The sequence below is a fragment of the Bacillus sp. V59.32b genome, from assembly GCF_003429085.1.
In the GTDB taxonomy this organism is placed as follows: domain Bacteria; phylum Bacillota; class Bacilli; order Bacillales; family DSM-1321; genus Peribacillus.
The window spans coordinates 1-21,543 of sequence record NZ_QVTC01000046.1 but is presented as its reverse complement, the minus strand read 5'-3'; the positions used below and the strand labels follow the sequence as shown (position 1 = coordinate 21,543).

Sequence of the window (21,543 nt, the reverse complement as noted above, 5' to 3'; positions counted from 1 at the left end):
GATGGAGCTATGACTATAGAAGTAGATATTCAAACGTTTCCGTTGTTTATTAACGGGAAATGGGAGCCGGCAAGCACTGGTGATACTTTTGACGTTTTCAATCCAGCAACGGGTGAATTAACAGCCAGAGTTGCAAAGGCAGGTGTTGAGGACGTCGAAAACGCAGTACAAGCAGCGAGGGATGCATTTGATAATACTGACTGGAAGGAGATGGCGCCAAAAGAACGTGCCAAGGTTTTGAACGCAATAGGTCATGGAATTGCAACAAACGCTGAAGAATTGGTCTTTCTCGAGTCCATCTCAAGTGGCGGTACAGTTCGCAGAATCGGGAGTAATGATATTCTGCAAATGGTCGATTTATTCAATACAATGGCCAAATTCGTGCAAGAATACCCTTTTTCAGAAACATTGCCGAATCCGCCGTTTCCGGGACCGGCACATAATTTTGTCTGGCGGGAGCCGATTGGTGTCTGCGCCGCGATTACACCATGGAATATGCCGATGTTGATAGCCACGTGGAAAATCGCGCCAGCGCTTGCCATGGGGAATACAGTTGTCATTAAGCCGGCAAGCTATACACCGTTATCCACCCTCAAACTTGCGGAAATCATTTCGCAATTTGTTCCTCCAGGTGTAATCAATGTTGTAACAGGTGCCGGAGCGGAAATCGGTGAAGCACTGGTGAGCCATCCAAAGGTTGATAAAGTTGCGTTTACAGGTTCAACTGAGGTCGGACGAAGTATCATGGCGCTTGCTTCGGGAACGATCAAGAATACGACCCTTGAGTTAGGCGGAAAGTCGCCAAATATCATCCTGGAAGATGCCGATCTTGATATCGCGGTTCCAGGCAGTTTATTCGGCGTGTTTTTGCATTCCGGGCAGCTATGTGAATCCGGAACCCGATTATTTGTGCCTGACAAGCTGCATGATGAAGTCGTCGAAAGACTCGTTGTCTTGACAAAAACCTTGAAACCCGGCCATCCATTGGACCAAGCAACTGAAATCGGCCCGGTTATTTCCAAGAAACAGAAGGAAACCATCCTCGCCTATATTGAAGCAGGCAAGCAGGAAGGGGCTACTTTAGTATGCGGAGGGAAGGAGCTGACAGTTCCCGGCTGTGAGGGCGGACATTATATTGAACCAACCATCTTCACCAATGTGACCAATGATATGAAAATCGCTAGAGAAGAAATTTTTGGACCTGTGTTGTCGGTCATTCGCTATTCTGATGTTGAGGAAGCCATCTCAATGGCTAATGATTCTATTTATGGGCTTGCGGCGGGAATTTGGACACGCGATGTCAATAAAGCATATGCTGCAGCGAGAAAACTGCAGGCAGGGATTATCTGGATCAACGATTGGCATATGCTCAGGAACGATGCTCCATTCGGCGGGTATAAGCAAAGCGGCATCGGCAGGGAAATGGGTAAGCATTCATTGGATGCCTACACACAGCTTAAACATGTCCACACTTCGATGGTTCCTGAAGTGCATAAGCGGAGCTGGTACCAAATTTTATTCTCGAATTCTAATCAATCTTAAAAGGGGTGATTGCTTTGCTTACAACTACATTATCGAGCTACTGGCTCCGTTCAGCCATTCATAGCGGTTCAAATACACGTGCACTTGTACCTGATTTGTTCAAGGGAATGGGGGCAAAAAGGGTCGTACTGTTCAGTGATAGAGGACTGGAAAAAGCAGGGATTGTTGATAGAGTAGCAGAAATCTTCAAACTGACGCCACACGGGACAGGACCAGAGCTTGCCGGAATATTTCTCGACATTAAACAGGATGCGGAAAGTGAATGTGTAAACGCCGCCGCCCGTTATGCGAGAGAAGTAGGGGCAGACGCTTTATTGGCTGTCGGGGGAGGCAGTGTCCTTGATACCGTAAAAGGGGTAAAATACTCCTTGTTCAAAGGGTTGACCGATATAAAAGAAGCGATTCCGGGTGGATTTGTATCAGAGTCGTTCCCGCAAGCACAACACATCCCAATCCCGCATATCGCGATTCCAACGACAGCGGGGACAGGGTCAGAAGTTTCACCGATTGCCGTTATCTACAATGAAGAAATAAAAATGAAAACAAATATCATCAATCCGTTTTTGAGCGCGGATATGGCCATACTCGATCCGGACCTCACCACCGGCCTTCCGCCATTGATTACGGCTTTTACCGGAATGGATGCTCTGACCCACGCGATAGAGGCGCTCGCGTCACCGAATGCAACATCCCTGACAGATTCCTATGCTTTGCACGCCATCCGGCTGATCGAGAAAAATCTGCCAATAGCGGTCAGAGAAGGATCCAATATTGCCGCGAGAATGGAAATGCTGCAGGCGAGTTTAATGGGCATCACAGCCTTCAGCTTTGCCTTGAATGCGATTCCGGTCCATAACCTGGCACACGCATACGGGGCCATGTTCCGTATTCCGCACGGTCTGGCTAATGCAGTATTTTTGCCGATTGTCATGGAGTATATACCGGATTTGTACCTGCCAAAAGCAAAAGAGCTGGGACAGGCCTTGAATATAAAGGTGGACAATGAAGATGCTAGAACGCTGCTGGAAAAGTCTATAGAAAAGATCAGAAATCTACAAGTGCAAACAGGGCTGCCGGCAGACTTTTCACAGTACAATATTACGGAAGAGAATTTGCAAGAGGCGATACCAGCGGTTGCTTCTGATCCGGCTGCGATCAATTTCCCTATACCTAAAGAGCTGATCGAAGCTATTGGACAAAGAGCGGTACCTCTGCCGGTTAAATAACTAGGGTGACAGCTTTACATTCCAGTAGAGCTGTCTTCTTTTTAGCAGTCCAATTTATAAATTAAGAGCTGCTGAACATGATTTTTAGAGGGATTGTTTGTTTTTATAATCATAGTTAGGAGCTTATTTTCTATCCATCTTGAAGAAACATGACTGAAAAAATATAAATTTTAACTGAGAATTTAAGGTGACTATTAATTTTCTTTAGTTTATCCCCATGTTGATTGGATAGAGAGCACCATTCAAGGCAAAAGATACTTTGCCTGTTTCTTCGGATACAACCAGCACCATGGCATCCGTTTGTTCGGATAATCCAAGTGCGGCCCGATGTCTTGTACCGAGCTTTTTACCGGTTATCATTTGAGCTGTCAACGGGAGAACATTGGCTGCAGAATCGATAATATTGCCACGTACTAAAACGGCACCATCATGAAGCGGATTCCCAGGATAAAAAATTGATTCAAGTAAGGACGGAGTAAGCTGGGCGCCAATTGGCACTCCTTTCTGAAGATAGTCATCAACCGGCGTGACTCTTTCAATGACAATCAGACCTCCATGTTTTTTTTCGCTAAGCTGCTGTGCACTTTCCGATATTTCTTCGTACTTATCTGTAAAAGCAGACAAATAGCAGGTCAGATAAAAAGAGGAGGCCAGGGATTCCATTTCCACGCATTGTTTTCTAATATCCTCCAACTTGCATAACAAACAATTTGTTTCATCGTTTACGGCTTCAATGCTAATATTAAGCTCATCTCTTATATTAAACATCGTCTCTTTTAGGCGATGTTTTATCGGTGAGTAATCACAATTGTAAGCTTCCATAAATCGAATCTTCCTTCCCTATGCAAAAATCAGTTTTACTATCTTTCCCATGAAAAAAACATCTATTCCATTTTGAGAAGAAAGGTCACGTAGATTCTCGAATACTATGAAAAAAACGGATATAGTAAAAACCCCTTTGCTAAAAGAAAGAGGATTCTTCCTTAAGCAAAGGGGTTTTTGTGCTACATGCTGTTCAAAGCTGTTCCATTTAAATCAAATTCAGGTGTGTCATCTCTTAATTGAGCCAAATCAAATGTATTGGTGCCTAACAAATTCTTCGATTGATCAGGATGGTCTTGATCACCCGGACTTCTAACGGCTGCATCATTCTCTTTATTCCAGAGACTGAGGATCATACTCATCGTCAAACCAGCTCCTTTTCCCGAGAATAGCCATTGACTTGGCAATCCTTTAAAGGAAATAAAAAGTTTATATCTTCTTTACCTCTAACGCTTATCACCCGGACTGTTAATCGCTTCGTCATTCTCTTTATTCCATTGGCAAAAGATCGTACACATAGTAGATTCATCTCCTTTGGGTGAGAATGTCGTACAGTATAAACATTCCCTGGCTGCTAGACTTTAAACCCGTTTTTACCTCATAAAAATAAATTAAATACATTTTTCTGCTGCGTTTCGGTCATTTTGATTTCACCCAAATGACGAAGTTAACTTTTTAAACCACTTTAGAATTAAAAAGATAGAATAATTAAAATATATTGACAAATCGCCTTTCCTTTTGTATTCTAACTCTGATTCACTCCTAGAAAGGATGGGCCCTTTCAAGAACGGTGAAGTAAAAACAAGCGAATGAATCTTTCAATAACTGAGGAATCTATTTGACTTCGCCAGCCCGAAGCAACGGAATAGATTACAGCCAGTTGTATCATTATTATTTGATATGGCTGGCTTTTTGTTTTTCTTAATGTTTTGCAGAAAGTCTTAAAACTCGAAGAGAACCTGTGACATTGTCGCTGTAGTCCAGAAAAAATAAATAAGATAAAAATGCATGATTTAAGGAGGAAAAAAGATGGATTTTCATTTTACAGAAGAACAGGAAATGGTTAGAAAGGTTGTTAGAAGCTTTGTTGACAAAGAAATCATGCCACATATCGGCGAATGGGACCGGCAAGGGCATTTTGAAACAAGGATAATGAAGCGCTTGGCTGATTTAGAATTAATGGGAGTATGCATTCCAGAACAGTATGGCGGCAGCGGCATGGATTACAACACATTAGCGATTGTTTGCGAAGAGCTTGAACGGGGCGATACGGCATTCCGCACCGCTGTTTCCGTTCACACAGGTTTGAATAGTATGACGTTGCTGCAATGGGCATCCGATTCGCAAAAGGAAAAATATTTAATTCCACAGGCAAAAGGCGAAAAAATCGGTGCCTTTGGACTGACGGAACCGGATGCCGGTTCGGATGTAGCCGGATTGAAATCAACAGCAGTAAAGGATGGAGACCATTACATATTAAATGGCCAGAAAACCTGGATATCACTGTGCGATGCAGCCGATCATTTTATTGTATTTGCCTATACAGACAAAAGCAAAAAGCATAAAGGCATTTCAGCTTTTATCATCGAACGGGATATGCCAGGATTCACGTCAAAAGCAATAAAAGGAAAATTGGGGATTCGGGCCGGAAATACCGGAGAACTATTTTTTGATAATATCAAGGTACCAAAAGAAAATATATTAGGAGAAGAAGGAGAAGGATTTAAAATCGCGATGTCGGCGCTTGATAACGGCAGGTTTACTGTAGCGGCCGGGGCATGCGGACAGATTATGGCCTGCCTGGAGGCCAGTGTCCAGTATTGCCACGAACGGAGTACCTTTGGCAAAGAAATCGGCAAGCATCAATTGGTTCAGCAAATGATCGCCAAGATGGAAGCCGGGCTGCAGATATCAAGATTGCTTGTTTATAGAGCAGGCTGTTTGAAAAATGAAGGAAAAAGGAACACGCGCGAAACCTCGCTCGCGAAATGGCAGGCATGTGATTATGCCAATGAAGCAGCGAACGACGCGGTGCAGATACATGGGGCATATGGCTACTCCAATGAATATCCAGTCGAACGATATTTAAGGAATTCGAAAGCCCCGGTCATTTATGAAGGCACTCGCGAAATTCACACGGTGATGCAGGCGGAATACGTTCTCGGTTACCGGGAAGATAAACCATTAAATCAGTCCCTGCCAGCATGGCCTTACAAAGTAAGCGCTAACAATCGCTAATTGATTATTTATAAGTCTCCATATACTATTAAGTTACCAAACTTATTGTAATGGGGGTATATTTCTATGCTAAATAACACACTGTTTATTGCCGGTCACGCAAGGCTGCCTCAGGGGATGGCTGCTAAAAGTGTATTTGACTCGTTAACAATCACTGTGGAGGTGGATATGAAATACGGTGTCATACTCGACGCCTCCTGCACCCTTGCCACAGAACACGGACGCAGCTTTGTGAGGAATCTGTTAAGAGGGAACAGCTTATGCGATGGACTCGATACACCGTTGCAGCTCATCCAAGCACATTATCGTGGAAAGGCAACGAACGCTTTAGTAGCGGCTCTTAAAGATTTATACAACCAATTCGAACAAACAGCTGAATACAGCAAAGCATGAGTGATACAGTGAAATTGGGATAGAACAGTTTCACTGTATTGATGCCAATATGGCGGGCTTTCGCTGCACGAAGAGTTTTCTTTCTTATCATAACTCGATTCCTTCAAAAATTTTCTCTGATTTATGGAAATAAACCTTGTCTTTTCTGAACATTCTAAATAAACTAATAGAGACATACTAACTGGTTGGTATATATTCTTATCAACAAATACTTAAATTTTTCATTAAATGAGGGATGGAGATGGTTGAGTGCATTTACGCCTAACTGATGAACAGAGAATGGTACAAAAGACGATTCGCAGATTTGTAGAAAAAGAATTAATACCACTTGAAAATGATGTATTAAGAAATGAGAGGGAAGGGAAACCAAGCCTCCCGCCAGAAAAACTAAAAGAACTTCAGCTTAAGGCAAAAGAGGCCGGTTTTTGGGGCATCAATACACCTGAAGAGTATGGCGGGGCAGACCTTGGGCAAATGATGATGGCTATCGTGTATATGGAGGTTTCGAAAACATTCGTACCATTCCAATTCGGTGGATCAGCAGATAATATTCTTTATTACGGTAACGAAGACCAAAAGAAAAAATATTTAATTCCTACGATTAATGGAGAAAAGAAGTCCTGCTTTGCAATGACCGAACCTGGAGCGGGATCTGATACAAGAAATATTAAAATGACGGCCGTAAAAGACGGCAATGAGTGGGTATTAAACGGAGAAAAAACATTTATTACCGGCGGAAACGAAGCAGACTTTGTCATGGTTATCGCTATTACCGACAAAGAAAAGCATCAAGCAACAGGGATTGACGGGGTCACCTGCTTCATTGTAGACCGGGATTTGGGCTGGAAATCAGAATATATCGATACGATGGGCGAATGGGGCCCGGCTGGCCTGGTGTTCGATAACGTTCGGGTACCGGAGGAGAATATTCTCGGTGAAGTAAACGGTGGTTACAAACTTGGACTAGAGTGGATCGGTTTTGCAAGGTGGATCGTCGGGGCCCGCGCAGTCGGTTCGGCAGAAAGATTGCTGCAAATGGCGATTGATTATGCGAAAGAACGTATAACGTTTGGCAAGCCCATTGCAGAGAGACAGGCGATCCAATGGCAGATTGCTGATTCGGCAGTTGAAATTGAGGCTGCAAGATGGCTTGTTTTGAATGCGGCTTTTACGCTTGATCAAGGAGAGGACAATCGCCATTTAGCTTCCATCGCCAAATTATATGGGGCAATCATGGGGAATAACGTAGTGGACCGTGTTTTGCAAATCCACGGCGGAATGGGCTATACAAGGGAATTGCCAATCGAAAGATGGTACCGTGAAGCGAGACTTTGGAGAATTTATGATGGTACCGATGAAATCCAACGCATGATTATCTCCAGGAATTTGCTCAAGGGACATGTTAAGGTAGGGCAATTCGGTTAATAATACCCTCTTTTATTCATTGAAGATATCTATACAATTAAAATAGTAAACTACTTAGAATAAGTCGGGAGGAATTGAAATGGCAGGCAGGTTTGAAGGCAAGGTGGCATTTGTAACAGGAGGAAGCCGCGGTATCGGCAAAGGAATTGTCCAACTCTTTGCGGGGGAAGGAGCTAAAGTGGCTTTCATTGATCTGAATGAAGAAGCCTTGAGTGAAACAACAAGCGAATTAAAGGACAAAGGTTATGAAGTATATTCGAAGGTTGCCAATGTTGTAGAAGCAGATCAAGTTGAAGATGCAATGAAGGAAGCTTATGAAATGTTTGGCTCGATTGATATCCTCGTAAACAACGCAGGGGTCATTCGTGATAATTTATTGTTCAAAATGACAGATTCAGACTGGCAGACAGTCATGGACGTGCATTTAAAAGGTTCTTTTAACGCCGCCCGCGCTGCGCAAAAGTATATGGTAGAGAAAAAGTATGGCCGTATCATCAGCATTTCTTCTACTTCTGCACTTGGAAACCGCGGCCAGGCTAACTACGCAACTGCCAAAGCTGGACTTCAGGGATTCACCAAGACGCTCGCTATTGAACTTGGTAGATATGGCATTACGGCAAACGCGGTTGCTCCCGGTTTTATCGAAACAGAAATGACAAAGGAAACGGCAAGCAGAATTGGGATTACTTTTGACGATTTAGTAAACGCCAGCGTCAGCCAAATTCCGGTCGGCAGAAGCGGGAAACCTGCAGATATTGCTCATACAGTTGCCTTCTTTGCCGATGAAAAGTCATCTTTTGTGAACGGTCAGGTGATCTATGTAGCTGGTGGACCAAAAGCATAAAGAGAGGATGAGATATCGATGTTCAAGGAAGCAATAGGAAAGAAATCCAATAAAATAAAAAATAACGTCGAAAAAGGCGCAGTCAAAAAGTTTGCGGAAGCGATTGGAGATGAGCATCCAATTTATTTGGATGAGGAAACAGGAAAACGATCCCGCTATAAACAAAATATTGCCCCGCCCACCTTTCCAAGGGTCTTCGACTACGGGAAAATTGATGATTTAAAGCTGCCGAATAAAGGGCTGATCCACGGGGAACAGATCTACCATTATGAAAGGCCGCTATTAGTCGAAGAGGAAATCTTATGCTATACCGAAGTGAAGGATTATTATGAAAAGACAGGAAGTAACGGAACGATGGGATTCTTAGTAATCGAAAATGGCGGGGAAGACTTTGATGGAAATATCATCTTTACCTCGAGCTCGATCGTGATCATAACGGAAGCCGTACGAAAGGTGATGATGGTGTGAGAAGCTTGGCTGAGTTGCAAGTCGGAGATTCACTTTCTGACATCAACCTAAATCCGGTATCAAGGTTAGATTTGATTAAATATGCCGGTGCTTCAGGAGATTATAATCCAATCCATACAATCGACGAAGAAGCGACCAAAGCCGGTTTACCTGGTATAATCGCCCATGGAATGTGGACGATGGGCAATCTGGCAAAGTTATTCACTTCTTACTATGAAGAAGGATTTATTCAGGATTATTCGATTCGATTCAGAAACATGGTATTTTTAAATGATGTTATCACGTTGAAAGCAACATTAAGTGAACGAACAGAGCAAACCCTGAGTTTTGAAGTGGCAGCAGTTAATCAGGTGGGGAAGGAAGTCATAAAAGGAGACGTTGTTTACAGACAATTTTAAGCTTTTCTGCAAACGCTTTCGATTTTCTTCCGTTGCTTGAAGGTGGTGAAAGGGACCCGGGTGGCAAACGAGAATTTCTTTTGTCGCTTGGGTTTTATTGCATTTACACAAGGTTATCAAAGAACTCATTGACAAAGTTCACAAGCAATTTGGAATCATTATAGAGCTTTTCGGAAACACGGTTGGAAACGATTAACAAAGCAGCTCATTAACAAGAAGTGGAAAAGAGAAGCTTTTAAATGGAGGTGAAGGCATGAATTTTGAATTTAGCGAGGATATCCAGTTTTTAAAAAGACATGTACGAGAGTTTATTCAAAACGAAGTAGAAGCAGTGGCGATGCAGATTGAAAATGATGATAGAATTCCGAAAAAAATCATCGAAATGTCTAAGGAAATGGGTCTTTTTGGATTAAGCATTCCCGAGGAATACGGCGGGCTCGGAATCGGTATGGTCGGTAAATGTGCGCTTTATGAGGAAATCGGGGCAACCCATAACGGTTATACAACCTTAATCGGTGCTCATACAGGAATCGGTACAGTCGGGATTGTAGAAATGGGAAGCGAAGCGCAAAAACGACAATACCTTCCTGCGATGGCGAGCGGCGAAAAGATTGGGGCATTTGCCCTGACTGAACCGGAAGCTGGCTCAAATGCCGTCAACATGAAAACATCCGCTGTAAAGAAGGGAGATAAATATATAGTTAACGGTCTGAAGCATTATATTACGAATGCAACGGAAGCGGATGTTTTCACCGTTATGGCTGTTACAGATCTAGAAAAGGGATCAAAAGGAATCACATCCTTTATCGTAGAAAAAGGCTTTCCGGGATTTCAAATTGGGGCAGTTGAGAAAAAAATGGGCTTAAAAGGTTCACATTCTGCGGAATTAGTTTTCGCAGATTGTGAGATTCCAGTTGAAAATGTACTGGGTGATGAAGGACAAGGATATGTAAATGCCTTAAAAATCTTAGCAAACGGCAGGGCAGGTTTGGCGGCAAGGAACCTGGGCTCATGCCAAAAGCTCCTCGACATGTCTGTAAAACATGCAAAAGAGCGTGTTCAATTTGGGACGCCGATTATTAAACACCAGGCAGTCGGGCATATGCTAGCTGAAATGGCTGTAGAAATAGAAGCCCTGCGTTCTTTTACCTTCCGGATTGCATGGATGGTCGACCAGGGAATGAAGGTCATCAAAGAGGCTGCGATGCTGAAGTTGTACGGGTCTGAGGTGTATAACCGGGTTGCGGATAAAGCTGTTCAGGTTCATGGCGGTCTTGGATATATAGCTGATTTTCCGGTTGAGCGTTTTTACAGAGATGCCAGGATTACGAGAATTTACGAAGGCACATCTGAAATTCAAAAAAATATCATAGCCGCTCAACTGGAAAAAGAATTCTAAATGTAAAAGAAAGAGAGGGAGACGAATGGATGAAATCGTCATTGTAAGTGCCGTCCGTACACCCGTCGGTCGTTATGGAGGCACTTTAAAAAATATTACTTCGGGACACCTGGCTGCCATTGCGATCAAAGAAGCTGTAACGAGGGCTGGCATCTCAGAGGAACAAGTGGACGAAGTCATCCTAGGAGAAGTAAGACAATCTACGGAATCCTCTAACGTAGCAAGGGTTGCCGCATTAAGGGCAGGGATTCCCGTTACTTCTACGGCGTATACAATTAACCGTCTCTGCGCCTCGGGCATGCAGGCTGTCGCTTCAGCAGCCCAGCAAATCGCTACAGGTCATGCTGGAATTGTTGTTGCAGGGGGAACGGAGAGCATGAGCAGGGCACCGGTTTATTTAAGAAACTCACGGTTCGGAGGAGACCAGGCAATCCTGGTCGACTCAAACACTGAGCCTGGACAACAGCCAAGAGAAATATATGGAGATCAGTTAGGAATGGGCATAACAGCAGAAAATGTAGCGGAAAGATACAATATTTCCCGTGAAGACCAGGATGCTTTCGCCCTGGAAAGCCAGCTTCGGGCGGCCAAGGCCATCTCCATGAATATTTTCCATGAAGAAGTCGTTCCGGTAGAAATTAAGGAAAGAAAACATACCTTTTTGTTTCAACAAGATGAACATCCAAGACCGGAAACAACCATTGAGAAATTAAGCAGCTTAATACCAGTATTTAAAGAAAATGGTACAGTTACAGCAGGGAATACTTGTGGAAGAAATGATGGAGCGGCAGCCATGGTAGTAACATCTGCGACAAAAGCCAGAGAGCTTGGATTGATGCCTGTTGCAAAAATCGTCGACTGGGTGGCTACTGGTGTATCACCTGACGTGATGGGTATTGGCCCTGTGCCGGCTGTAACGAAACTATTAAAACGCACAAATAAATCACTCGCTGATATTGGGCTGATTGAGCTTAACGAGGCGTTTGCTTCTCAAGCCTTAGCAGTCATACGCGAGCTTAAATTAGTCCCTGAAAGAGTCAATGTCAATGGAGGAGCGATTGCCCTCGGACATCCGCTCGGGGCAACTGGGGCGAAAATCTTGACCACACTACTCCACGAGATGGTACGCAGACAAGAAATATTGGGCATAGCTACTCTTTGTGTGGGAGGAGGCCAAGGAATGGCGATTATGGTCGAGCTTGTCTAGTAAAGAAAAATAAATAAAATATTAAGTTGAATATTCTGAATTTATCGTATATTATCAAAATATACTTACATACCAACTAGTTAGTATGCGGTAATATCCCCATTGCTCAAGTCTTAAAAAATATTTTTCGGAGGAGTGAAGGAACATGAATCGAGATGCCGTGATTGTTTCCGCAGTTAGAACGGCAATCGGCAGGCAAGGAAGCGCTCTTGCCGGGATTCCAGCCCATGTATTTGGGGCGGAGGTTATAAAAGAAGCGATAAAACGAGCGAACATCGATCCAGAAGCAGTCGATGATGTCATTTTCGGAAATGTGCTTAGCGGTGGCGGAAATGTTGCAAGGTTGACAGCCCTTCAAACCGGATTGTCCATCAATTTGCCAGGACTGACCATTGACCGTCAATGCGGTTCCGGTCTGAATGCAATCAACCTCGCTGCACAGGCAATAAAGGCGGGCGAAGGTGACATTTATATCGCTGGTGGAACCGAAAGCATGAGCCGCGCTCCATACTTACAGGAACGACCCGACAAACCGTTTAGCCCGGTACCGCCCGCATACAAAAAAGCTCAGCTCTCACCAAAGGAAATTGGGGACCCGCCTATGGGTATAACCGCAGAGAACTTAGTTAAAAAATACGGAATTACCAGAGAAGAACAAGATGAATTTGCTCTTCGCAGCCAGCAAAGAATGGCAAAAGCCATGGAAGAAGGACGCTTCGATGAACAGATTGTGTCTTTGAGCATTCCTGTAAAAAAGGGTGACCCTGTCCAATTTAACACTGATGAACACCCTCGTCCCCAAACAACAATGGAGGCACTGTCTAAGCTTTCAGCGGCATTCCTTAAAGATGGAACTGTAACGGCCGGCAATAGTTCCGGGTTAAATGACGCCGCTTCTGCCGTTGTCGTCATGTCAAGAGAAAAAGCTGGAGAGCTGGGTCTTACACCGTTGGCAACGATCCGGGCTCATGCAGTAGCAGGAGTAGATCCAAACATTATGGGGATTGGGCCGGTGCCTGCGACTAGAAAAGTCCTCGAAAAAGCAGGCCTCTCATTAGACGAAATGGATATTATCGAAATCAACGAAGCATTCGCGGCACAAGTGCTTGCCTGTAATCGGGAGCTTGAGATGGATTTGGAAAAAGTGAATGTCTACGGCGGGGCCATCGCCCATGGACACCCACTTGGTGCAACCGGCGCGATACTGGCGACAAAAGCGATTTATGAACTTAAGCGTTCAGAAGGAAGATATGCGCTCATAACCGCTTGTATAGGCGGAGGCCAAGGAATCGCGACCATCCTGGAACGAGGGTAACATCGCCATCAGAAGTATGGAAATGTTCGATCTTCATCATTCTTCACCATGCAGGCAAGAGCTAACATGCAATATGCTATAATAATACTCACTTAAAAACATAATTCCGTGAATGGTTGTCGACTTGGCACGGAATCAAATGAGAGGAACGTAGCATATGAAGGAAAAAATTATGGAAGCAAGCATTCATTTATTTGACGAAAAAGGGTTTATGGAAACATCCGTTCAAGAAATCGTTGAGTACATCGGCGTAACAAAAGGAACGTTTTATTATTATTACAAAAGTAAGGAAGAATTACTGAGAGACATTAATCACAACTATATTGATAACTTAGTAAAAAAACAGGAAGCTATTCTGAAAGATGGGAATAAAGATTGTACAAGCAAACTCCAGGAAATTATTTACATGGTTATTGCGAATATTAAACCTTATAAAAAAAACGCCCGGATTTTCTTTAGAGAAATGAGACATTTAAGTGAAAGCCATCTGGAAGAGATTAAAGCAAAGCGAAACCTTTTTCGAAAAAATTATCAGAAGCTAATTGAAGAAGGGGCAACGCTTGGGGTATTCAATCAAAATTTCTCTCCTGATATTCTTACATTTGGTATTTTAGGAATAACGAATTGGAGTTATTACTGGTATAACCCGGAGGGAGAAGTATCTGAGAAAGAGCTTTCCGAAATCTTTGTAGATCTCATTTTAAATGGAATAAAAAAATAAGAGAAAGGAGTTTTCATTGTTGTGAAATACTGACTAGTCAGTATTCCTAAACCAAACATGTCGTGGATGTTTCCGTACGTTTTTGTGAAACTGATTCATCCGGGTATGTTAATGCAACCAGTTATTTTATTTACTTGGAAGAAGCACGCGCTAAATTCTTTGATACAAACGGTTATGGCGCAAACAACCGTGAATCGACACTGAACTTTATCATCGCGACCACTAAATGTGATTTTTTCAGGCAGGCTGATTTTCACCAACAGATTAAGATTACAACGAGTGTTGCAAAAGTGGGAAACAAAAGCTTTCAAATCATCCAGGAAATGACATGTGAGTCGGGGTTTCAAATCGCTGTCGGTGAAACCGTGATCGTCTGCTTCGACTTTAAAGAACAAGCGACCTTCCAGATACCCGATTCCTTGCGAATGGTTCTGGAAAAAAATCTACAAGCTTCATAATATTACTTTTTACTTAAAAAGGAGGCCAATCTTTATGAGTCTGCATCCCCAAGCAAAAGCATTGCTTGAAGTGCTGCAATCGAGAACACCCATCGAACAGCAATCGGTTTCAGAAGCCAGGGAAGCATATGCAAAAATGTGCAACTATTTTAATAAACGTGAAGAAATTTATAGAGTTGAAGACAGGCAAATAAAAGGATTCCAGCAAAATATTTCGATAAGAATCTATACACCAACGGAAAAGACCATACATCCCGCGCTCGTTTATTTTCATGGCGGCGGCTGGGTTATCGGAGATTTGGAAACCCATGATGCCCTCTGCCGTTCAATGGCAAATGAATCTGAAGCGATTGTTGTTTCAGTAGATTATAGTCTATCTCCAGAATATAGATTTCCAGTCGCCATCGAAGATTCATATCTGGCGGTTAAATGGACGGCAGAGCATGCCGAAGAGCTGGGAATCGACAAAACATCACTTGCTGTAGGTGGTGATAGCGCAGGCGGTAATCTCGCGACTGTCGTTTGCCATTTAGCCAATCAAAGAAAAGGTCCTTCGATCAGCTATCAAATGCTGTTCTATCCTTCAACCGGATATGGGCGAACAGCGTCTATCGATAAATACGGTCAAGGCTATCATCTAACGAATTCAACAATGAAGTGGTTTCAACAACAATACTTAACCCAACCTGATGATCTGCTTAACCCCCTAGCTGCCCCTATGTTAATTTCAGATTCTGAAACTGCTTTATTGCCACCAGCTTATGTCTTAACTGCCGAATATGACCCCCTTTGCGATGGCGGAGAAATGTACGCCAAAAAACTAGAAGATGCAGGAGTAGAAGTGACATACGTCTGCTATCCGGGAATGATCCACGGCTTCCTGACGATGTCGGAACCATTAGACGATTGCAAACGAGCGATTAAAGAAGCTGCACAAAAGTTGAAAACCCATTTTACAGAAACAATTATTTCAAACAAATGAAAACGAAGGTTTGTAACGACATTCTATTTTATGTAGCGAGTTTTTCAGAATTGTAGCAACGACGAGTTCATCAGCAAAATTTATTTTTGCGCCAAATCATGTGAAAAATAACATTAAAAGGGGGAAAAAAGTTGGAGATTCTCATACAGCAGTTATTTAATGGGTTAACTATTGGAAGCGTTTACAGTTTGGTCGCTTTAGGATTAACACTGGTATATGGCATCCTGCATATCCCTAATTTTGCCCATGGCGCTCTATATATGTTAGGCGGTTATATAACATTGACGATGATGACTTCACTTGGACTTCACTACTGGCTGGCCATTTTCGTATCGATCATCGTGGTTGGACTCGCTGGGGTCTTCATGGAAAGATTTGTTTTCCATCCTTTAAGAGACGCACCGCCAATACATGACAAAATTGCTGCTATTGGGATTCTGTTATTCCTCGAAGCTTTCGCACAATTTGTCTGGGGAACGGATTATCGTTCAATGCCCACACCTTATGACCAAGTCATTAACTTGTTCGGCATCACGTTTACGTTGCAGAGAATGCTGATTATTGTTGCGGCGATCGCCGTTATGATTTTGCTCTATCTCTTCCTGAAAAAAACATTCATTGGTTCCACCATTATTGCGATGTCGCAAAACCGGGAGGGCGCAAGCTTAGTCGGGATTAATACAAATCGAGTCGCGATGCTGACATTCATGATTTCCGGAGGCCTTGCAGCAATTGCCTGTTCTCTTGCGGCTCCTATTAATCTTGTATTTCCCGGAATGGGACATCTGGTTATTTTAAAAGCATTTGTCATTATTATTTTAGGCGGAATGGGGAGCATTCCCGGAGCGATCATAGGCGGCTATATCCTTGGATTCAGCGAAAGCTTGGGAGCTACCTATATATCCAATGACTACAAAGACATCATTGCATTTGTATTATTAGTCATCATTCTTTCCGTACGTCCTAAAGGGTTATTTGCCAAGGAGGTACATTAATGGCGGCCATATTTAAGCAAAGAAATGTAATAGCAGCGCTGATCCTGTTTTCTCTTGTTTTTCCTTTCATCACGCAAAATGATTATTTTATCCATGTGATGACCCTTTCATTTATTTGGATTATCGGTGTTTATGGCTTGAATTTACTTGCAGGATATACGGGTTATTTGTCTCTTGCCCATGCTGGTTTTTTTGCGATTGGAGCTTACTCACTTGGAATACTGACGGTAAAGGCGGAGCTTAATTTCTGGCTGGCGTTCATTCTCTCTTGTCTGATTACTAGTGTCGCAGGTTTACTGATCGGCTTAATTGCTTTACGTACTAAAGAGCACTTCTTTGCAATTTATACGTTATGCGTCGGCTACATCATTTATTTGATCATCGATAAATGGGAAAGCTTGACGGAAGGAGTAAGAGGCTTAATTGGAATTCCCGCCCCTGCGGATATCGGTCCCATTTCTTTTCAGACACCACTCTCACAATATTACTTGGTCTTGTTCATCCTGTTATTGGTCATTTTTGTCGTTTACCGTATCGTACACTCTCTGACAGGAAGAACGTACATAGCGATACGAAATAGTGAAGATCTCGCTCAAACAATCGGAATTTCCACGATGAAAAACAAATTGACTGTTTTTGTTTTATCCACATTTTTTGCCGGTTTAGCAGGTGCCCTATATGCATCGTTTGTACGTTTTATTGGTCCGGAAATCGCTGCCACAGCAATAACCTTTGATTTGCTGACATATTTGCTTGTTGGCGGTATTGGAACACTATCAGGGCCGATTATTGGAACGATACTGATCGTCTGGATTTCCCAGCAGCTGCAATTCCTTCAAGACTATCGAATGTTAATCTTTGGCCCGGTGTTAACCTTGTTGGTTATTTTCTATCCGCGGGGCATCGTTGGGGCTGTACTTGGCTGGAAATTCAAATACCAAGATCGAAAAAAAAGAAAAATAACGGTGAATTCAATCGTAAAACCGAAAAAACATGTGAAGGAGGGGTAGCGGATGTTTTTGGAAACAAAAAATCTCACTAAACAATTTGGCGGTTTATCTGCGGTTAACTCTGTAGACTTTTCCGTTGAAAAAGGAAAGATTAATGCAATTATCGGTCCGAATGGAGCTGGGAAGTCTACTTTTTTTAACTTAATCAGTGGTTTTCATCGTCCTACTTCGGGAGCAGTGACCTTTAAGGGGATGGATATCACTACCCTTCCTTCCAACAAAATAGCAGAACTAGGAATTGCGCGCACCTTTCAAACAACCAATCTTTTTGAACAATCAACCGTTCTTGACAATGTTATCGTTGGCCATCGTCTGCGGACTAAATCCAATCTGATTGATGCTGTTCTCAGAACGAAACGCCTAAAGGATGAGGAGAAAAAATGCAAAGAAAAGGCGATGGAGGTCCTGGACTTCGTCGGTTTAACCGGGTCGGCGTACAAATTGGTCGCCGGGAGTTCCCAGGAAGAGAAAAAACGTGTCGCCTTTGCCCTTGCGCTTGCCACCGATCCGGATATCGTCTTTTTGGATGAGCCTGCAGCAGGAGTCAATCCTGATGAAACGGAAGGCCTTGCATTGTTGATGGAAAAAATGATTCTCAAGGGAATCACGGTGTGCCTGATTGAGCACAAAATGCAAATGATCATGAAGCTTGCGGATAAAATCATGGTCTTAAACTATGGTGAAAAAATTGCCGAAGGAACACCAGATGAAATTAAAAACAATGAGACGGTTATTAAGGCATATCTAGGAGGGAGTGCCATTGCTTAAGCTAGAAGGAGTTTCCGTGAAGTATGGGAGCTTTACCGCCGTCCATAAAGTGCATATTGAAGTAAGTGCAGGGGATATTGTTGTTTTACTCGGTTCGAACGGCGCAGGTAAAAGTACAACGTTCAGAACGATAAGCGGCTTAAACAAGCCTTTTGAAGGGGACATCTCCTTAGAAGGGACATCTATAAAGGGCCGGTCTCCGGATCGAATCGTCCAATCGGGTGTCGTACAATGCGCGGAAGGCAGAAAACTTTTCTCAGATATGACCGTTCAGGAAAATTTACGAATGGGCGCGTACGTCCATCGAAGGAAAAAAAACGAGATTAAAAAATCACTTGAAACCGTATATGATTTATTTCCAATCTTGAAGGATAAGCAAAATGACGCGGCAGGTTCATTAAGCGGCGGGCAACAACAAATGCTGGCAATTGGCCGGGCTTTGATGTCAAAACCGAAGCTGATGCTTCTTGACGAACCTTCTGTCGGGCTTGCCCCGTTAATTGTAGAGCAGATGTTTAATGTTATTCAGCAAATCAACAAGGACGGCACAACGATTTTATTGGCCGAACAAAATGCAAATGCCGCTCTCCAAATTGCCAGTAAAGGCTATGTATTTGAAAATGGTTCCATTGTGTTAGAAGGTACTTCAGAAGAGCTGTTTGCCAATGATGAAGTGCGGAAGGCATATATTGGAGCTTAAAGATTGTTTCTATTTTTAGATGTCGCATCCTTTAAAGGAGGTGGTGCAACATACCATCTTATTTCTGAATGGCAAGAATAGCTAATATCCGAGGGGGATGAATATGAAAAAAGCAAAGCTACTTTCAATGGTCAGTGTATTTTTTTCTTTAATTCTTATTTTAGCAGCATGCGGTGGTTCAGAATCGAGCAGTTCTTCAGCAGGAGGCGGAGGCAGTAAAGGGGATACGGTGAATATAGGATATAGCGGACCACTAAGCGGTCCGGCTGCTTTCTATGGAGAACGGACCTTGAACGGATTGAAAATGGCAGCAGAAGAAATTAACGAGAGCGGCGGGTTCGAGGTAAAAGGGAAAAAGTACAAGATCAATCTCGAATCACTGGATGATAAATATTTGCCAAATGAAACGGGTGCCAATGCCAAGCGGTTAGTTCAGGAGCATAAAACGCCGATCATTTTCACCCCCCATAGCGGTGGCGTAGCAGCCTTGCAGGTATTCAACCAGCAAGACAAATTCATTATTGGAGCTTATACGAGCGAGCCGAAAATCACAGAATCAGGGAATAAGCTTACCATACGGATTCCGCCTCGCTACGATGGTTATATTGAGCCTTTCACAGAATACACAATGGAGAGGTTCGGCAAGAAAATCGCCGCACTGCCAACAGCATCCCAATACGGGAAGGATTGGACGGAAAAGCTTCTGCCCCATTGGGAAAAGAGCGGTGGTGAGGTGGTTTATAACTCGTCGATCGATTTCACAAAGGACACGGACTTCTTTACGATTGTCACCAATGCGTTAAAAAAGAAGCCGGATGTATTATTCATCGGCGGTGCCTCAGAACCAACGGCGAAAGTCGCCAAGCAAGCAAGAGAGCTCGGGTTTAAAGGGGGGTTTATTATCATGGATCAGGCAAAGCTTGATGAAATGAACAAAGTCACTGGTTCATACGAAGCCCTGGAGGGATCCATTGGTGTGCTGCCATTAGTCGATAATAATAATTCAGGTACCGACAAGTTCGTTAAAAAGTATAACGAAAAATACAAGGAAGATCCCGGCTCAGAAGCGGGCTTAAACTATATTGCGATGAATATATTTGTCGAGGCAATGAAGGCAGCTGGCACGGTTGACGATTCTGAAGCGATCCGTAAGCATATGCAAGAGGGATTGGACAATTTGCCGGAAGAGAAAAAGGTATATAATATTCCTTCTATTGATAAGGATGGCGGATTTGAATCAGAGTTAATCGTCGGAGCTGTTGAAGAAGGAAAGATTGTACCGATTGAAGTGAAGTGATTTTTCATAATTAGCTGAATTAGCTAGTAACCTTGAAAAAACATGTCAACAATGAAGGTTTGTTATTCAAATTAAGTGTAACGTACACTATTTAAAGAAAACTCGCCAACCGGCGAGTTTTCCTTCGTTATTCCGTCTTTGCCTTGCTTACTTTTTATTCAAACTTTATAATAAATTAATGAGTAGTTTGAGTAGAATTTTTTAGGAGTGATTTAGTGAGAATACCAATATTAAAGATGTATGATCTTCTACTTGTTTCGATACAAGTAGAACTTGATGATAACAGCGCCTTGACGCTTCAGGAAGATTTATTGCAGAAGATCCATGAAACGGCGGCAAAGGGAGTCGTTCTGGATTTAACTTCACTAGAGGTCATTGATTCATACATAGCAAGAATTCTCGGCGAAATCGTCAGCATGGCAGAATTAATGGGTGCAAAGGTCATTTTGACAGGAATTCAGCCTGCGGTTGCAATTACACTGGTTGAGCTCGGGATACACCTGAATGGAGCGAATACTGCCCTTGATTTAGAAAAAGGTATAGAAATTTTTAATGTCATTATTTAAGGGGATCCATGAGAATAATTATTGAAGTACCTATACAAAATGAATGGGATATCGTGGCAGCACGCCAATCAGGGCGGGAGGCTGCAAAAAAGCTGAAATTCGGAACTGTGGACCAGTCCAGAATCACGACAGCTATATCCGAATTAGCCAGAAATATATTTAAATACGCGCTTCCTGGAAAAATTGTGATTGAAGAAATTAACGAAGACAATCGCTCCGGGTTAAAGATTGTGGCTAAAGACGAAGGGCCCGGAATCAAAGATATTCGAAAAGCACTTGAGGATGGATATACAACTTCAGGTGGTTTGGGAGCCGGCGTACCTGGTGTAAAACGCCTAATGGATCATTTCGAGATAGATTCCACGGTTGGCGCAGGTACGGAAATAACGACAATTAAATGGAATAAATAATAGGAATGAATGACTGAGAAACTATGAATTTCTCAGTTTTTTTAACATAAAGACAGTAACCTTATTAAGTTAACGATTATTTAAATATATGAGCGATGATCCGAAGATATGAGCGATGGCCGGAATATATGAGCGATGAGCCGAAGATCTAAGTGATGGCCGGAATATATGAGCGATTATCAGAATATATGAGCGATGGCCGGAATATATGAGCGATTATCCAAATATATGTGCGATGATCCGAAGATATGATCGATTATCAGAATATATGAGCGATGGCCGGAATATATGATCGATTATCCAAATATATGAGCGATGATCCGAAGATATGATCGATTATCCAAATATATGAGCGATGA

General features: G+C 42.8%; 23 protein-coding genes. 21 read left to right on the top strand and 2 right to left on the bottom strand.

Annotated features, from left to right (window positions below; translation table 11 throughout):
- Window positions 1-9: 9 nt before the first annotated feature.
- Together D0463_RS11005 and D0463_RS11000 are read left to right on the top strand one after the other, a co-directional pair.
- Entirely contained in the window at window positions 10-1,542 is a 1,533-nt protein-coding gene (locus D0463_RS11005; RefSeq protein ID WP_117307460.1) for an aldehyde dehydrogenase family protein, read from the top strand.
- A gap of 14 nt (window positions 1,543-1,556) precedes the next feature.
- Window positions 1,557-2,768, top strand: a complete 1,212-nt coding sequence (locus D0463_RS11000) for an iron-containing alcohol dehydrogenase (RefSeq protein ID WP_117307459.1) — start codon at window positions 1,557-1,559, stop codon at window positions 2,766-2,768.
- Window positions 2,769-2,972: 204 nt separating this feature from the next.
- Here the strand turns inward: D0463_RS11000 and cdaS are convergent, their stop codons facing one another.
- Window positions 2,973-3,590 carry a sporulation-specific diadenylate cyclase CdaS gene (gene cdaS, locus D0463_RS10995; protein WP_117307458.1) on the bottom strand — a complete coding sequence of 206 codons (618 nt, stop codon included), beginning with the start codon at window positions 3,588-3,590 and terminating at the stop codon, window positions 2,973-2,975.
- A gap of 182 nt (window positions 3,591-3,772) precedes the next feature.
- Window positions 3,773-3,952 (bottom strand): hypothetical protein, encoded by a 180-nt coding sequence (locus D0463_RS10990; RefSeq protein ID WP_117307457.1) that lies wholly within the window; start codon window positions 3,950-3,952, stop codon window positions 3,773-3,775.
- A 667-nt stretch (window positions 3,953-4,619) separates the two neighbouring features.
- Between D0463_RS10990 and D0463_RS10985 the strand changes: the two genes are divergently transcribed.
- The 19 genes from D0463_RS10985 to D0463_RS10895 all read left to right on the top strand — a co-directional run bounded on the left by D0463_RS10985 (window position 4,620) and on the right by D0463_RS10895 (window position 21,184).
- Complete coding sequence (locus D0463_RS10985) at window positions 4,620-5,828, top strand: acyl-CoA dehydrogenase family protein (protein WP_117307456.1); 1,209 nt, start codon at window positions 4,620-4,622, stop codon at window positions 5,826-5,828.
- 66 nt (window positions 5,829-5,894) lie between these two features.
- Window positions 5,895-6,221 (top strand): DUF3870 domain-containing protein, encoded by a 327-nt coding sequence (locus D0463_RS10980; RefSeq protein ID WP_117307455.1) that lies wholly within the window; start codon window positions 5,895-5,897, stop codon window positions 6,219-6,221.
- Between the two features lie 249 nt (window positions 6,222-6,470).
- Window positions 6,471-7,646: an acyl-CoA dehydrogenase family protein gene (locus D0463_RS10975; protein ID WP_117307454.1), complete on the top strand. Its 1,176-nt coding sequence runs from the start codon at window positions 6,471-6,473 to the stop codon at window positions 7,644-7,646.
- Between the two features lie 79 nt (window positions 7,647-7,725).
- Window positions 7,726-8,490: a 3-oxoacyl-ACP reductase FabG gene (gene fabG / locus D0463_RS10970; protein ID WP_117307453.1), complete on the top strand. Its 765-nt coding sequence runs from the start codon at window positions 7,726-7,728 to the stop codon at window positions 8,488-8,490.
- An 18-nt stretch (window positions 8,491-8,508) separates the two neighbouring features.
- Window positions 8,509-8,958 carry a MaoC family dehydratase N-terminal domain-containing protein gene (locus tag D0463_RS10965; protein ID WP_117307452.1) on the top strand — a complete coding sequence of 150 codons (450 nt, stop codon included), beginning with the start codon at window positions 8,509-8,511 and terminating at the stop codon, window positions 8,956-8,958.
- Window positions 8,955-9,356, top strand: coding sequence for a MaoC/PaaZ C-terminal domain-containing protein (locus D0463_RS10960; RefSeq protein ID WP_117307451.1), 402 nt, complete (start codon window positions 8,955-8,957; stop codon window positions 9,354-9,356). Before D0463_RS10965 ends, D0463_RS10960 begins: the two co-directional genes overlap by 4 nt.
- A 253-nt stretch (window positions 9,357-9,609) precedes the next feature.
- Complete coding sequence (locus D0463_RS10955; protein ID WP_117307450.1) at window positions 9,610-10,755, top strand: acyl-CoA dehydrogenase family protein; 1,146 nt, start codon at window positions 9,610-9,612, stop codon at window positions 10,753-10,755.
- A gap of 25 nt (window positions 10,756-10,780) precedes the next feature.
- Window positions 10,781-11,962 carry a thiolase family protein gene (locus D0463_RS10950; protein WP_117307449.1) on the top strand — a complete coding sequence of 394 codons (1,182 nt, stop codon included), beginning with the start codon at window positions 10,781-10,783 and terminating at the stop codon, window positions 11,960-11,962.
- Between the two features lie 145 nt (window positions 11,963-12,107).
- On the top strand, window positions 12,108-13,277 hold the full coding sequence (locus D0463_RS10945) for a thiolase family protein (protein ID WP_117307448.1): 1,170 nt from the start codon (window positions 12,108-12,110) through the stop codon (window positions 13,275-13,277).
- 157 nt (window positions 13,278-13,434) lie between these two features.
- The gene (locus tag D0463_RS10940; RefSeq protein WP_117307447.1) at window positions 13,435-13,998 is read left to right on the top strand and encodes a TetR/AcrR family transcriptional regulator; all 564 of its coding nucleotides are present in this window, start codon (window positions 13,435-13,437) and stop codon (window positions 13,996-13,998) included.
- A gap of 62 nt (window positions 13,999-14,060) precedes the next feature.
- On the top strand, window positions 14,061-14,456 hold the full coding sequence (locus tag D0463_RS10935; protein WP_117307446.1) for an acyl-CoA thioesterase: 396 nt from the start codon (window positions 14,061-14,063) through the stop codon (window positions 14,454-14,456).
- A 34-nt stretch (window positions 14,457-14,490) separates the two neighbouring features.
- Entirely contained in the window at window positions 14,491-15,438 is a 948-nt protein-coding gene (locus D0463_RS10930) for an alpha/beta hydrolase (protein WP_117307445.1), read from the top strand.
- A 131-nt stretch (window positions 15,439-15,569) separates the two neighbouring features.
- A complete protein-coding gene (locus D0463_RS10925; protein WP_117307444.1) occupies window positions 15,570-16,433 on the top strand; it encodes a branched-chain amino acid ABC transporter permease in 864 nt (287 codons plus the stop codon).
- The gene (locus D0463_RS10920; RefSeq protein WP_117307443.1) at window positions 16,433-17,443 is read left to right on the top strand and encodes a branched-chain amino acid ABC transporter permease; all 1,011 of its coding nucleotides are present in this window, start codon (window positions 16,433-16,435) and stop codon (window positions 17,441-17,443) included. Before D0463_RS10925 ends, D0463_RS10920 begins: the two co-directional genes overlap by 1 nt.
- 3 nt (window positions 17,444-17,446) lie before the next feature.
- Window positions 17,447-18,211, top strand: a complete 765-nt coding sequence (locus D0463_RS10915; RefSeq protein WP_117307442.1) for an ABC transporter ATP-binding protein — start codon at window positions 17,447-17,449, stop codon at window positions 18,209-18,211.
- Entirely contained in the window at window positions 18,204-18,911 is a 708-nt protein-coding gene (locus D0463_RS10910; protein WP_117307441.1) for an ABC transporter ATP-binding protein, read from the top strand. Before D0463_RS10915 ends, D0463_RS10910 begins: the two co-directional genes overlap by 8 nt.
- 103 nt (window positions 18,912-19,014) lie before the next feature.
- A complete protein-coding gene (locus D0463_RS10905) occupies window positions 19,015-20,208 on the top strand; it encodes an ABC transporter substrate-binding protein (RefSeq protein WP_117307440.1) in 1,194 nt (397 codons plus the stop codon).
- Window positions 20,209-20,423: 215 nt separating this feature from the next.
- Window positions 20,424-20,774, top strand: coding sequence for an STAS domain-containing protein (locus D0463_RS10900; RefSeq protein WP_117307439.1), 351 nt, complete (start codon window positions 20,424-20,426; stop codon window positions 20,772-20,774).
- An 8-nt stretch (window positions 20,775-20,782) separates the two neighbouring features.
- Window positions 20,783-21,184, top strand: a complete 402-nt coding sequence (locus D0463_RS10895) for an anti-sigma regulatory factor (protein WP_117307438.1) — start codon at window positions 20,783-20,785, stop codon at window positions 21,182-21,184.
- Window positions 21,185-21,543 lie beyond the last annotated feature (359 nt).

Bases quoted from the DNA above. Each gene is read 5' to 3' on its own strand.
- cdaS (WP_117307458.1), bottom strand. From the start codon at position 3,590: ATGGAAGCTTACAATTGTGATTACTCACCGATAAAACATCGCCTAAAA.
- D0463_RS10930 (WP_117307445.1), top strand. From the start codon at position 14,491: ATGAGTCTGCATCCCCAAGCAAAAGCATTGCTTGAAGTGCTGCAATCG.
- D0463_RS10955 (WP_117307450.1), top strand. From the start codon at position 9,610: ATGAATTTTGAATTTAGCGAGGATATCCAGTTTTTAAAAAGACATGTA.
- D0463_RS10895 (WP_117307438.1), top strand. From the start codon at position 20,783: ATGAGAATAATTATTGAAGTACCTATACAAAATGAATGGGATATCGTG.
- D0463_RS10945 (WP_117307448.1), top strand. From the start codon at position 12,108: ATGAATCGAGATGCCGTGATTGTTTCCGCAGTTAGAACGGCAATCGGC.
- D0463_RS10915 (WP_117307442.1), top strand. From the start codon at position 17,447: ATGTTTTTGGAAACAAAAAATCTCACTAAACAATTTGGCGGTTTATCT.
- D0463_RS10985 (WP_117307456.1), top strand. From the start codon at position 4,620: ATGGATTTTCATTTTACAGAAGAACAGGAAATGGTTAGAAAGGTTGTT.
- fabG (WP_117307453.1), top strand. From the start codon at position 7,726: ATGGCAGGCAGGTTTGAAGGCAAGGTGGCATTTGTAACAGGAGGAAGC.
- D0463_RS11005 (WP_117307460.1), top strand. From the start codon at position 10: ATGACTATAGAAGTAGATATTCAAACGTTTCCGTTGTTTATTAACGGG.
- D0463_RS10965 (WP_117307452.1), top strand. From the start codon at position 8,509: ATGTTCAAGGAAGCAATAGGAAAGAAATCCAATAAAATAAAAAATAAC.
- D0463_RS10940 (WP_117307447.1), top strand. From the start codon at position 13,435: ATGAAGGAAAAAATTATGGAAGCAAGCATTCATTTATTTGACGAAAAA.
- D0463_RS10980 (WP_117307455.1), top strand. From the start codon at position 5,895: ATGCTAAATAACACACTGTTTATTGCCGGTCACGCAAGGCTGCCTCAG.
- D0463_RS10920 (WP_117307443.1), top strand. From the start codon at position 16,433: ATGGCGGCCATATTTAAGCAAAGAAATGTAATAGCAGCGCTGATCCTG.
- D0463_RS10950 (WP_117307449.1), top strand. From the start codon at position 10,781: ATGGATGAAATCGTCATTGTAAGTGCCGTCCGTACACCCGTCGGTCGT.
- D0463_RS10905 (WP_117307440.1), top strand. From the start codon at position 19,015: ATGAAAAAAGCAAAGCTACTTTCAATGGTCAGTGTATTTTTTTCTTTA.
- D0463_RS10990 (WP_117307457.1), bottom strand. From the start codon at position 3,952: ATGAGTATGATCCTCAGTCTCTGGAATAAAGAGAATGATGCAGCCGTT.